This window comes from Rhodovastum atsumiense, assembly GCF_937425535.1.
GTDB lineage: Bacteria > Pseudomonadota > Alphaproteobacteria > Acetobacterales > Acetobacteraceae > Rhodovastum > Rhodovastum atsumiense.
In genome coordinates, this window is record NZ_OW485604.1 from 14,762 (window position 1) to 26,132 (window position 11,371).

The 11,371-nt window shown below is 64.8% G+C and carries 13 protein-coding genes and 1 pseudogene; 5 read left to right on the forward strand and 9 right to left on the reverse strand.

Annotation, left to right across the window (positions count from 1 at the left end; genetic code table 11):
- Positions 1-83 precede the first annotated feature (83 nt).
- Entirely contained in the window at positions 84-302 is a 219-nt protein-coding gene (locus tag NBY65_RS30970) for a hypothetical protein (RefSeq protein WP_150045755.1), read from the reverse strand.
- Positions 280-903, reverse strand: coding sequence for a zinc ribbon domain-containing protein (locus NBY65_RS30975; RefSeq protein ID WP_162530923.1), 624 nt, complete (start codon positions 901-903; stop codon positions 280-282). Before NBY65_RS30975 ends, NBY65_RS30970 begins: the two co-directional genes overlap by 23 nt.
- 61 nt (positions 904-964) lie before the next feature.
- Here NBY65_RS30975 and NBY65_RS30980 point away from each other — a divergent pair, with 61 nt between their 5' ends.
- Entirely contained in the window at positions 965-2,170 is a 1,206-nt protein-coding gene (locus NBY65_RS30980; protein ID WP_250266009.1) for an IS256 family transposase, read from the forward strand.
- A gap of 753 nt (positions 2,171-2,923) precedes the next feature.
- A pseudogene (locus tag NBY65_RS34215) lies at positions 2,924-3,037 on the forward strand (transposase); the annotation flags it as partial.
- A 206-nt stretch (positions 3,038-3,243) separates the two neighbouring features.
- On the opposite strand, the gene NBY65_RS30990 reads toward NBY65_RS34215, so the two are convergent.
- The 7 genes from NBY65_RS30990 to NBY65_RS31020 all read right to left on the reverse strand — a co-directional run bounded on the left by NBY65_RS30990 (position 3,244) and on the right by NBY65_RS31020 (position 9,451).
- The gene (locus NBY65_RS30990) at positions 3,244-4,161 is read right to left on the reverse strand and encodes a replication protein RepA (RefSeq protein WP_150045795.1); all 918 of its coding nucleotides are present in this window, start codon (positions 4,159-4,161) and stop codon (positions 3,244-3,246) included.
- Between the two features lie 1,057 nt (positions 4,162-5,218).
- On the reverse strand, positions 5,219-5,851 hold the full coding sequence (locus NBY65_RS30995; protein ID WP_203330776.1) for a UPF0149 family protein: 633 nt from the start codon (positions 5,849-5,851) through the stop codon (positions 5,219-5,221).
- Entirely contained in the window at positions 5,848-7,425 is a 1,578-nt protein-coding gene (gene tnpC / locus NBY65_RS31000; RefSeq protein ID WP_250266011.1) for an IS66 family transposase, read from the reverse strand. Before tnpC ends, NBY65_RS30995 begins: the two co-directional genes overlap by 4 nt.
- A 7-nt stretch (positions 7,426-7,432) precedes the next feature.
- Positions 7,433-7,795 (reverse strand): IS66 family insertion sequence element accessory protein TnpB, encoded by a 363-nt coding sequence (gene tnpB / locus NBY65_RS31005; RefSeq protein ID WP_239003176.1) that lies wholly within the window; start codon positions 7,793-7,795, stop codon positions 7,433-7,435.
- 29 nt (positions 7,796-7,824) lie between these two features.
- Positions 7,825-8,244 carry an IS66-like element accessory protein TnpA gene (gene tnpA, locus NBY65_RS31010; RefSeq protein WP_150045235.1) on the reverse strand — a complete coding sequence of 140 codons (420 nt, stop codon included), beginning with the start codon at positions 8,242-8,244 and terminating at the stop codon, positions 7,825-7,827.
- A gap of 140 nt (positions 8,245-8,384) precedes the next feature.
- The gene (locus NBY65_RS31015) at positions 8,385-8,948 is read right to left on the reverse strand and encodes an IS630 family transposase (protein WP_408904194.1); all 564 of its coding nucleotides are present in this window, start codon (positions 8,946-8,948) and stop codon (positions 8,385-8,387) included.
- A complete protein-coding gene (locus NBY65_RS31020; protein WP_250266014.1) occupies positions 8,933-9,451 on the reverse strand; it encodes an IS630 family transposase in 519 nt (172 codons plus the stop codon). The genes NBY65_RS31015 and NBY65_RS31020 overlap by 16 nt, the downstream gene beginning before the upstream one ends.
- A gap of 546 nt (positions 9,452-9,997) precedes the next feature.
- On the opposite strand from NBY65_RS31020, the gene NBY65_RS31025 reads away from it, so the two are divergent.
- From NBY65_RS31025 to NBY65_RS31035, 3 genes are all read left to right on the forward strand, one after another.
- On the forward strand, positions 9,998-10,510 hold the full coding sequence (locus NBY65_RS31025) for a helix-turn-helix domain-containing protein (protein ID WP_150045216.1): 513 nt from the start codon (positions 9,998-10,000) through the stop codon (positions 10,508-10,510).
- A gap of 170 nt (positions 10,511-10,680) precedes the next feature.
- Positions 10,681-10,923, forward strand: coding sequence for a type II toxin-antitoxin system prevent-host-death family antitoxin (locus NBY65_RS31030; RefSeq protein WP_150045217.1), 243 nt, complete (start codon positions 10,681-10,683; stop codon positions 10,921-10,923).
- Complete coding sequence (locus tag NBY65_RS31035; RefSeq protein ID WP_150045218.1) at positions 10,920-11,363, forward strand: hypothetical protein; 444 nt, start codon at positions 10,920-10,922, stop codon at positions 11,361-11,363. Before NBY65_RS31030 ends, NBY65_RS31035 begins: the two co-directional genes overlap by 4 nt.
- The last annotated feature ends 8 nt before the right edge of the window (positions 11,364-11,371 follow it).

Genomic DNA, 11,371 nt, shown 5'->3' on the forward strand with positions numbered 1-11,371 from the left:
GCCAGAAATTGGTCGAACCCGCGCAGTTGCTCGAAGCGCCGGACGGGACGCACCAAAGTGTGGCGGGTCTGCACACCGCCAGCCTAGTTGCAGGTGAGCTCGACGTGCTCGCTGTTGGTCTCCACCGGCACAGCGACCCGCTCCAGCATCAGGCGTGCAATCATCTGCCGATCGGTCGCGGTTGTCGTCGGGGCGTTCCACAGCGCAGGCACGTCCTTGGCCAGGGGTCGAATCGCTTCCATCTCCGTCGCCTGCAGCTGGGCGGGCTGGCGTGCCAACTCACGTTCGTGCTCGGTCTGCAACGCCTGCTCGGCAGGCCAGCACCGCCTCCCAATCCCGTTCCAGTGTGCGTGCAACCAGCCGGTTTTCGGGATCCACTGCCTCATAACGCCGGCGCGCCAGCGAGGTCTCGTAACGGGCCCACTCCAGGCGCTGTGCCCAATGTCGCTGCCGCGCGGCATGCTCGATCTCAATGTCCTCGGCCAATTGCAGGCTGACCTCAATCGCCGATGGCGCAAGGGACGCGAGAATTAGATCAGTAACAAAACTATCTATCGGTTGAGCGCTGGCTGACTGGCAGCGCGGTCCGCCAAAGATGGTTGCCAGTTGCCAGCATAGGTAGCGTGCTTCGCGGCCGTTGTTGTGATACCCCACCGACATGCGCCGGCCACACTGGCCGCAGCGAATGATGCCGCCCAGCAAAGCTGGGCCGCCTCGCGGGACCCCGTCGTGCTTGGCACGGTTTGCCGCCATCTGCTCCTGGTTGCGCGTATAAGTGTCCCAGTCGATGTAGGCTGGCCAGCAATCCCGACGCATGACGGCCCACTGCTCCGATACACGGATTGAACCGATCGTGTCCCGGGGAGTGGTGTAGGAGCGGCCCCCCCCCGAGTGGATGGCCATGGCCTGATCACCGGGTAGGTTTGGGTTGTAACGACCACGAAACCTTCCCTGGAGACCGACCATGACCGCCGACACGATCGCCCTTACCAAGTTGCTTGAGAAGGGGGCGGAGACCGACCTACTGCGCGAGATGCTCAGCTTCATGGTGCACCGGCTGATGGACGCCGAGGTGTCGCAGCTCTGCGGTGCCGGGCACGGCGAGCGCAGCCCCGAGCGCACCAACCAGCGCAATGGCACCCGGTCGCGCCCCTGGGACACGCGGGCAGGCCGCCTGGACGTCAGGATCCCGAAGCTGCGTCACGGCTCTTACTTTCCCAGCTTCCTTGAGCCGCGGCGCACCGCCGAGCGGGCGCTGGCGGCGGTGATCCAGGAAGCCTATGTCCATGGTGTCTCGACGCGCAGCGTGGATGACCTGGTCAAAGCGCTCGGCCTGGAGGGTGTTTCCAAAAGCGAGGTCAGCCGCATCTGCGCCGAACTCGACGGCCAGGTGGCGGCATTCCGCAACCGGCCGATCGAGGGCGATTGGCCATATCTGTGGATCGACGCCACCTACGTGAAGACGCGTGAGGCCGGTCGGGTGGTCTCGACGGCGATGATAATCGCTGTGGGGGTGAACACCGACGGCCGCCGCGAAGTGCTCGGCCTGGCGACCGGCCCGTCGGAGGCGGAGACCTTCTGGACCGACTTCCTGCGCTCCCTGACCCGGCGCGGCCTGCGCGGGGTCAAGTTGGTGATCTCGGACGCCCACGAGGGGCTGAAGGCGGCCGCGGCCAAGACGCTGCGCGCCACCTGGCAGCGCTGCCGGGTTCATTTCATGCGCAACGCACTGGCTTATGTCGGCGCCACGCAGCGGCCGATGGAGATCGCCCTGCTCAAGACCATCTTCGCCCAGCCCGACCGTGTCGCCGCCCAGGCACAATGGCGCGACGTCACCGACCGGCTGCGGGGGCAGTTCCCCAAACTGGCCGCCTTCCTGGAGGCCGCCGAGGCCGCCGAGGCCGACGTGCTGGCCTACATGGACTTTCCCAAAACGCACTGGAGCAAGCTGCACAGCACCAACCCGCTCGAACGCCTCAATGCCGAGGTCAAGCGCCGCTGCGATGTCGTCGGCATCTTTCCCAAAGATGCTGCGGTCATCCGCCTCGTCGGCGCGCTGCTGATGGAGCAGAACGACGAATGGGCGGTCCAGCGCCGCTATATGCCTCTGGAGGCGCTGGCCCCCATGGGCAATACTGAGCTCGTCAAGCTGCCCGCCGTCCCAGCCTGACCGCGGCAAACCCAGACCGCCGGAGACAGGTCCGCCACCGCCGCTCCTACACCACTCCCCGGGACATCTATCCGCGAACGCGGTCCTGAAGCGGCAAATCGGCCAGGGTGCGGTGATAGTGGCTGTACCGTCGTCTCGACCGCCTGCCGCAGTCAGGGCACGGCGCGGATGCCGACTTCACGTCAGCCTGGATGGTGATGCCGTCAGGAGTGAGCAGAACCTGGCGGATGGAAAGCCTCGGCAGAAAAAACGGGAGAAGAGAGAACAACTTGTAGGTTTGGAACTCCAAAGATGCCTGCCATATGTGGGAACTGCACCAGAAGCATCCAACCCGGTTGCACCGAAAGCACGGAAGAGCCCCTTTTCGACGCCGATTGACAGCGCATGCGCGGTGGCCGCTGACCGGCCTGCCTGCGCCAGACTCGGGGCGGTCGCTCCAGCAGGCCGGTCAACGGCCTCCTACACCACGGGGCGGGACACGATCGAGGCTTTCTGGTATTATAGGGCGCCGCATCCATGGTGCGGACCTGGGCCAGGCAGCGGTGGCAAACCGCCCCTGTTCCCGCCCGGGTGCCTGTGACCGCGACCGGCCAACCATGGCAAGGCAACCGCCGTCCGGCCGCCGCGTCGTGCAGGTGCTGATGACTGATGCCGAGGTGCTGGAGCAGGCCGACCGGGTACTCGTTGCGAGACTGCTGAAGATGGTGCCGACCCTTGCCGCGGTAGTTGCCGTCGCCAGGCGCCGATCTGTTGTGGACCACCAGTCCCGTCGAAGGGCAGGTGAACCGCATCAAGCTCATCAAGCGGATAATGTATGGATACGCAGGTTTCGAACTCCTGCGTGCCCGGGTCCTATATGCCGCATGAGGCCGAAACGACAGCACGGGAAGCGTGGGGGAACCAATTTTGCATGCTCAGTCCTCCAGCTAGCGTCAGCAGCTTCTGCTGCTCGAGTCCCGCCAGAAGGCACGCTTTGTGCGGAGAATCGACTGGTCTCACCTGTCGAAATCGGGTGTGCCGTCTAGCGGGACACCAACCCACGGTGTGCCATCTGGCGGGAGTCGTTGACCGCTTCAAGCGGTTCTCAGCAACTTCCGCGGCTCGACTGGGGGCCTAGATGGGTGCAGCACTAGCCCGGTCGGCGTGATGTCAACCTTGGCGTCTGGGTAGACCGCAAGGCTTAACTCGAGATTGGGGATGAACTTCTCGCGGAAGTGATCCATCCGTTTCACCGCTAGCCCGAACTGCTTCTTCGCGGCCGCCCAACTCATCGGCGTGGCCTTAGTTAAGTGGTGCAGGCGGTAGGCGAGCCAGGCGTAGATGTCGATCGCTTGGCTGTTGTTTGCGATGGCGCGGATCGCTGCTTCGTCCAGTGGCACCGAATGGTCTTTGAGTTGCGCGAAGAACCCGTCCGACAGCCTTGCCCGCTCTGCGAAGCCAGAGCGCTTGCCGTCGGCGCGCTCGAACAGCGCCGCGTCGACGATGGTCTGGCTGAGCATGCCGACCTTGTCGCCCCGGGCGACGTGGAACGTGAGTCGGCAGCGGCTAATGCGCTCGGCCTGCTCCCGCAGTAGCGCTGCGTTGGAGCCGCCGATTGGTACCCCGATGCGTGCCATCCAGGCCCGCAGGGACTTCCCGAGTTCGACTTCAGGGCAGCTTGTGCGCAGGGCCTCAGACTGCAGGTAGAGCAAGATGAGGCGCGCCCGGCTACCGTAGGGTACGCCCACGGAGATCGGCTTTCCTCCCGGGCCAGGTCGTACGCCGGCCTCGACGATGAGGGTGACGTTCCCGGCTTCAACCTGCCAATCGTCTCCATCGGCGAGCTTCTTGTGCGGCAGTGCGGCTTGGCACCAGCCCGAGTAGAGGAACCCGGTCCCCCCTTCCTCATCGCTCAGGTAACTCGCGGCCGCGTGGATGACTTCCGCCTTGATGCCGAAATCCAAGGCGCCTTGGCGGCCGCATTCGGTGATGAGGCGGTGGACGTTGTTCATGGGCCGTGACGTTGCCACGACGGCGTGCCTCCAGGGAAGTGTGCCTTCTGGGGGGAGGAGCTATTTGTTAAGCTATTAGACTCTGTACTTGAGATGTCCCCACAAGATGGCACGGGATAACCTGGACGAAACCACTGATTCTGTTCGTATCTCGCATTTGGGCATCCCCGCCAGAAGGCACGCTTTTCTCCCGCCAGAAGGCACACTTAGGCTGTGAACAACGAGCCTGTCCGGATGCTATCCACAGGCTGGGCGTGCCGTCTGGCGGGAAACCAGGCTAATCCTTGGATTTTCGTGCCTTGGCCTGACTTGGTCTGTGGACGGATCCAGCCAAGCCACTGATTCCCGCGTCACGACACAGGATGGACGGCCACTCGGCACCCACGCTCCCGATTCGCTGCCGCCTGCAACGCTAACAGGCTTCCAGAGGCGGGGCTCTAGGGTGTGCCATCTGGCGGGGGCACTGTGACTGTGGGTGGTTCCAGGTAGTTGGAAACGAGACCGACGCGGTATCATGATCGCGGTAGAGACGCCCATCACTGGACGCCTCTGCACCACGGGGCGGGACACGATCCGGGATGATTTCCCGCACACGGCTGCCACCTCGACCATTTGGCGCCGAAATCCCGGGGGGTAGATGACTCTTCGGCATCGGAGCACCTCGTCCTCAAGAGGTCAGGTGTCCACCAAACCGGCTCTTCCGCAGGAAGAGTGGAAGTCGGGATTGGCATCTCTTTGCGGCAACGATTCGCTCAGCGTGCCACCGAAATGCTCCCGTTGAGGGCAACATCTTTCTCCAATCAAGCCACTTCCTTTTCGGCACCAAGCCACTCATCGGCTCGCCACCACGCCTTCTGCGGAAGAGCTACCGAACCGAGGCAAGTCCAATCCGAGCGTAACCATTGCGACCTGATCACCTGGCGCTGTCACGCGCGCGCGGCGAGACTGGCGGGGGCGCGGACGATGATTGGAGACGCAGCAGGTAGCGGAGTGCTGGCGCAGGCGCGCGGCTGCTGAGGTGAGGGTGCGGCGGTTGCGTACTCCGCACGCCCGGTGGTCAGCGGCCGTAGCGGGTGGGCGCCCAGAATTCGCGCATGGCGACGACGGCGGACGGGATGTTGCGATGGGCGTCGAAGCGGGCCAGTTCGGTCAGTGGTCCCGGAGGTGGGGCCCCCGGGACCGGGCGGCCGTCGGGGTCGGTGCAGTGGGCGAGGATAGGGATCAGCCAGAGATGGGCCTGCCGCCGTGCGGGCAGCAGGGGGCGCCAGTATTTCGGATTGAGCTGGATGGCGGCATGGAAGCCGCGGCACCAGGGCCCGACATCAACCGCACCCGATTCGCTCCGGTCGAACCGCGGCGTGAACTGGTCCGGCGTCTCGCTCAGCGTGGCGGCCAGCGCATTGTGGTATTTGGCGACAGCGGCGATGGCGGCGAACTCCGGCGTGTCGCCGTGGCAATACGCGTTCTTGCTGACGCCGAGCAGCGGGCAGATCCAGCCGAGCGGTTCATAGGTGACCGGGCCAACGACGATGGCGGTGAGAAAGCCGTCGAGCATGGCCAGGCCGTCGGCGATGGGGGTTCGCGGACGGGGTGTACGCAGCCAGCGGTCGAGTTCGTCGAGCGGCATGGGCGGACGAGCCACGCTGGCGGTGGCCGATGACGGCACCGGCTTGGTCGATCGGCGTGTCATGCTGCTTCCTGCAACGACTGAGGCATGCGGGCGGCCTTCCAGTTCCAGACCAGCAACTCGTGCAGTTGATGGCTCTTGGTGCGGCCAGAGACGATGCGCTCCAGCACGTCGGTCAGCCAGGTCAGCGGATCGACGTCGTTCAGCCGGCACGTATTCAGCAGCGATGTCAGGATCGCCCAGGTGCGTCCGCCGCGTTCCGATCCCGCAAAGAGCGAACTGTGCCGGCCCTGGCCGATGATCCGCATCGAACGTTCCACAGTATTACTGTCGGCTTCCACGCGGCCGTCTTCGAGAAACAACGTCAGGCCGTCCCAGTGCCTCAGCGTGTAGCGGATCGCCGCTGCCAGCGTCGATTTCACCGAGATTTCCGCGAGCAATTCGGTCAGCCGGCGCTTCAGCGCTGCCATCAGCGGCTTGCTCTCAGCTTGGCGCACCGCCAGTCGCTGGTCGGCCGTGCCGCCCCGAATGCGCTTCTCGATGGCATAGATCGCGGCGATCTCGACGAGGATCTCTGCGGCGGCTGTCGACTGCGTGGTCTTGTGCACGGCCACGAACTTCCGACGCGCGTGCGCGAGACAGAAGGCAAGCCGGATCTTGCCGCGCCGGGTGCGCTTCACCAACGCCTTGTAGGCGCCATAGCCGTCGACCTGCAGGATGCCGGTGAAGTCATCCCCGAGTTGGGTGGCGATCGCCTCGGTGTTGCGTCCGGTGCTGAACACGTAGGCCACCGCCGGCGGCGCCGGTCCCTGCCAGGGCCCGTCGTCCACCGCGTGCGCCCACAGCTGGCACTTGCGCGTCCGGCGACGTCCTTTCTCGAGCACCGGCAATGGGGTTTCGTCACAAAAGACATGCTGGAAGCTGTGGATCGTCTTCAGCTGCAGGTCATACAAGCCCTCAAGCCACCAGGCGGCGCGATCGACCCAGTGCACCAGGGTCGAGCAGTCGAGCGCGATCCCGTAGCTGGCGAGCATCCGGGTCTGTCGGTTGAGCGGCATGGCCCAGGCGAAGCGGGAGACCACGACCCAGGAGATCAGGGCCGTGGAGGCCATGCCGGCGGTGATCAGCCGCGAGGGAGCCGGCGCCTGCACCACGGCGCTCTCGCAGGCACGGCAGCCATATTTCGGCCGCACCGTGCGCAGCACCCGCAGGATCGCCGGCACGATGTCGAGTTCCTCGGTCGCACATTCACCGATGCGGTGCATCCGGCCGCTGCAGCACGGGCATCTGGTATTGTCCGGCTCGATCACCCGCTCACACCGTGGCAGGTGCGTGGGCAGGGCACCGATGTTGCGGCGTGCCGGTTTGTGCGAAGGTCTGGCCGACGCCTTCGGCTTTGCCGTGCCAGCGTCGTTGGCCGGCGGTGGCGGTGGACTCGCGTCGGTGGCCAGGTCGCCGAGACCCAGCGTCATCTGCCCGTCCACGACGACCACCAGCCGCTCGGATTTCGTGCCAAAATGCAGGGTGTTGATCGTCTTCAGCGCTGCGCGCAGCCGCTCGTTCTCCGCCGCGAGTTCCAGGGCCAGCGCGATAAGCTGGTCGGGATCGGTGGGGAGATCTTCGCGGCGCAGCGGCATAGCCAACCTATACCAGCGTGGCCGCGGTCGTACCAGAGGGATTTCTGGTCCCAGACGGCCAGACAGGCCGTCTGACAGGGGCCGCCACCGCGTGCGACCACGACAGCCCGTCCAACAACAACGCCAGCTGGGTCGCAGACAAGCTCATTGCGCCGTCCTGGATCGGTGGCCAGGCGAATCGTCCGTTTTCCAGCCACTTCGTCGCCAATACCATTCCGTTTCCGTCCCACGCCAGCAGCTTGATGCGATCGTTTCGCCTCGAGCGGAATACGAAAATATCGCCGCCATATGGATCAGCGCACAGTACATCCGCTACCAACGCGGCCAAGCCGTGCACCCCCTTTCGGAAATCCACCGGCCGCGTCGCCATCCACACCCGCAGCCCAGCTCGTGGCGCAATCAACCTACCCCTCGCACCGCCGCCAACACCATCGCCAGCGTCGCCGCATCCGCGCCCACCGTGACCCGGATGCTCACATCCGCCACCGCAATCTCAATGCTGCCGGCCGCCCGCTGAAGCCGCTGATCCACAGCTACGTCATCGCAGAGCATCACCGGTACAAACGACGCTGGTGGGGACGGCAATTCCTCGCTTGCTTTTTCGCTCGCTCCCATCGCTTGCGAAGTCCTCGCCTGCCGCCGCCAGGTGAACACAAGGCTTTCGTTCACACCATGCCGGGCCGCAACCTCCGACACCCGCACACCGGCCGCATAGCTCTCCGCTACAATCGCCGCCTTTTGCGCTGCCGACCACTGCCGGCGCCCGCCCCCTGCGCTCACCCGGCTCGCCAGACCACTATCCCTTGCCATCCCGTCCATCGCCGTACCCTCCTTCAAACAGGAACGGCACCTATCATCTCCGCGCGCACGCGACTTTCGTAGGTGAGGTCGTCACAATGGTTACATCCGAGCGAAGGTGGCCGGGCCACCGCCGAACGAGGTGTCTGATACCGCCCTGCCTATGAACTGATCTCTTTGAGCCACGGATAGGCGGTGAGCGACCTGAGCGTGTCGGGGGTGAGCGCGCACCAAGCGTCAGCGCAAGCCTGGACAATGTCGTCGTAGGTGGCGAACACGCAATGCGAGAGAAATCGTTCTCGCAGATAGAGCCACACACGCTCGACCGGGTTTAGTTCGGGCGCGTATGGAGGCAACATCACCAGGCTGACCCGGTCAGGCACTACAAGATCGCTGGAGGCATGCCAACCCGCACCGTCGAGCACCAGTACGGCCTGCGCATCGGCGGCAAGGCGTGCCGCGAACTCGTCGAGGAAAATCTGCATGGTCTCGGTCGAGACGGTGGGGAGGACCAGAGCGAGACCGTCGCCGGTGGCGGGACGGACAGCGCCAAAAATATAGGTGGATTCGAAGCGCCGGTCGCACAGCCCGCGTGGACGCTCGCCCCGCAACCACCAGCGATGGCCGGTGCGGCCCTTTTGGCCGACTCTGGCTTCGTCCATGAACCATACTTCGATCCGTCGGTCCGGATGGGCCTGCGCGACCTCGGTTACGGCATCGCGCAGCCCCCCTTTTTGAAGGCAGCCTGCGCTGCCTCGTCTGCTTTCGGATGCCGCGGGCGCGTCTTCTGGCGCGACAGGTCGAGCCGCCGCACCACGCGCGAGAGGTTGTCCGGATGCATGGTTTTGCCGAAATGGTCTTCCATCCAGCGGCACAGCATCGGCAACGTCCAGTCACCGCCACCATCGCAGGCAGGATCGGGGCCACGCAGGATCACGGCGCGCAAGGTCGCCTGCTCACCTTCCGTCAGCGTCGGTGTCCGACCCGGTTTGGGGCGGTCATGTAGTCCGGACAGACCCTCGGCGTTGTAGCGGATCACCGCATCCCGCAACGCCTGCCGCTCCATTCCGGCCAGCCGCGCCGCTTCAGCCCGTGTCATCCCCTCCATGGCATTGGCCAACGCCAGCATCCGCATCGCCGCGCGCCGGTCTTGCTCCTGACGCGCCATGCGTCGCAGAGCATCAGCCGTGTGCAAGTCGGTCCGGATTTCCAGCGCTTGCCTTGCCATCGGGGGCTCCCTCGTAACCGGACGAAGAGCATCACACCCCAACAGCCTCCCGCATTAAAAAATCAGTTCATCAGCAGGGCGGTATGATACAGGTGAGAAGGCTGCTGACTGGGTCTAATACCAATGTTCAGAGATCGGAACCGATGGCCCTGGGGCGGCTGCCAGGAACGCCGTCATCCCACTGCGCCGATAGGTTCCGACCAACGGGCATTGGTATAAGCCCAGTGCGGCCAAGGCCTTCAGCCCCGATTGCAATGGCCACCTGTGCAGCGGCCTTGAGAATAGTGGTTCATTGGACCACCTTGCTCAGGTGTGGAGCCCTGAGGATCTTTCGTTCGAGCTGGTGAACGACCTGACGTCCGATCCGGTGGTCACGATCACCGTGCAGAGCCCGGTAGGCACGCTTCGGTTCATGGCCGAAGCCGGAGATGGCCGGTTTCACCCTGATCCTCCACGGCGTTCACGTGCAGGACGCCTGAGGAAACGGGGTCAGAGCAGCAAATCTCAAGGTGCTGGCATGGACGGTGATGGAAAGGATGGATTTCGATGGACTCGTCGTTGAGGGAGCGCTTCGCACGACTGGGGCCAATCCGGGCCGTCGACCGGATGTCCTCCGGTTTACCCGCTGTCTTCGTCCTGCGCCTGCCTCAGAACCGCGCGACGCCCAAGACGATTGACGGGGCGCTCGCCCTGGCTCGGCGTGGGCTGTCGCTGCTGCGCGCGAAGCGGGCGATGGAGGAATTGCTCATGACCGGGCGCGCCTTCGTGGACCTGCCGACGGTCGAGGACCGTGCTGCCCTGGCGACTGAACTGACCGAGGCCGGCATTGCGGCGGCTCCTCTGGATCCGCCCACGCTCCCCGACATCCGCGCCCTGCGGACACGTCTGCGCCTGACCCGGGAGCAGTTTGCCACCCGTTATGGTCTGGATGTGGAGAGCGTGCGGAACTGGGAGGCGGGCCGGCGAGAGCCGGGTCTGGCGGCCCGCAGCTATCTCCGGGCCATCGCCAATGATCCTGAGTGCGTCGAACAAGCCTACGCTCCTACCCCGGTTCTCTGATGTGAGCCGCTGCAGGAGTGCAACAAGCTGTTGTTAAATTTATAAAATCCCCAAAAAAGGCACTCCCCCATCACCCGCGATAATGCAGGGTTATCACGCCTGAAGGCTGCCTTGCGCAAAACATGCATTTCATGTATTTTGCGTGAGATCAGTGGGTTTGGAGGCTACGGATGTCGACAGGCGATCCCGTCGTGACCACAGCAGGCGAACTGGTTCGCCAGTTCTCCCACTACAGCGACATTGCCCTCGCGCGTCCCGTGATGGTGACCAAGAATGGCCGCCCGCGCACCGTGCTTCTGTCCGTCGAAGAATACCAGCGGCTCAAGCAGCGCGACCAGCTGGCATTCCGCGCCGTCGACACGCCCGATCAGTTCCTGCCCGAAATTGAGAGGTTGGCGCACGACGGCGCATGACCCCCAGCGCGCCACCGCCGCCGGGCAGTGTCATCCGCTACGCCTACCTCTGGGCCGATGAGAATGCCGCCGGGCGGGAAGAAGGGCGGAAGGACCGGCCCGCCCTGGTGCTGGCGCTCGCGGTGCAGGTCAGCGAGGGGCACACTCAGGTCCTGGTCCTGGCCATCACTCATACGCCCCCGGCCGATCCGGCGGATGCCGTTGCCTTTCCGATGGCCGAAAAGCGCCGGCTCGGCCTGGACGACCTGCCATCCTGGATCGTCACCACCGAAGGCAATGCCTTCGTCTGGCCAGGTCCGGACATACGACCGATTCCAGGCCGTCCGCCGGGGACCATAATCTACGGCGAAGTGTCGTGCCCGTTGCTCCGGCAGATCGCGCAATCCTATCTTGCCAACCGCGAGCGTCAGCGAACACGGCTGGTAGCGCGCACCTCCTGACAGCCGGC

Excerpts from the sequence above, each read along its gene's own strand:
- NBY65_RS30990 (WP_150045795.1), bottom strand. The coding sequence starts at position 4,161 with ATGAACAACGTCCACCGCCTCATCACCGAATGCGGCCGCCAAGGCGCC.
- NBY65_RS31030 (WP_150045217.1), top strand. The coding sequence starts at position 10,681 with ATGTCGACAGGCGATCCCGTCGTGACCACAGCAGGCGAACTGGTTCGC.
- NBY65_RS30995 (WP_203330776.1), bottom strand. The coding sequence starts at position 5,851 with ATGACACGCCGATCGACCAAGCCGGTGCCGTCATCGGCCACCGCCAGC.
- NBY65_RS30980 (WP_250266009.1), top strand. The coding sequence starts at position 965 with ATGACCGCCGACACGATCGCCCTTACCAAGTTGCTTGAGAAGGGGGCG.
- NBY65_RS30975 (WP_162530923.1), bottom strand. The coding sequence starts at position 903 with ATGGCCATCCACTCGGGGGGGGGCCGCTCCTACACCACTCCCCGGGAC.
- tnpC (WP_250266011.1), bottom strand. The coding sequence starts at position 7,425 with ATGCCGCTGCGCCGCGAAGATCTCCCCACCGATCCCGACCAGCTTATC.
- tnpA (WP_150045235.1), bottom strand. The coding sequence starts at position 8,244 with ATGGACGGGATGGCAAGGGATAGTGGTCTGGCGAGCCGGGTGAGCGCA.
- NBY65_RS31020 (WP_250266014.1), bottom strand. The coding sequence starts at position 9,451 with ATGGCAAGGCAAGCGCTGGAAATCCGGACCGACTTGCACACGGCTGAT.
- NBY65_RS31025 (WP_150045216.1), top strand. The coding sequence starts at position 9,998 with ATGGACTCGTCGTTGAGGGAGCGCTTCGCACGACTGGGGCCAATCCGG.
- tnpB (WP_239003176.1), bottom strand. The coding sequence starts at position 7,795 with ATGGCGACGCGGCCGGTGGATTTCCGAAAGGGGGTGCACGGCTTGGCC.
- NBY65_RS31035 (WP_150045218.1), top strand. The coding sequence starts at position 10,920 with ATGACCCCCAGCGCGCCACCGCCGCCGGGCAGTGTCATCCGCTACGCC.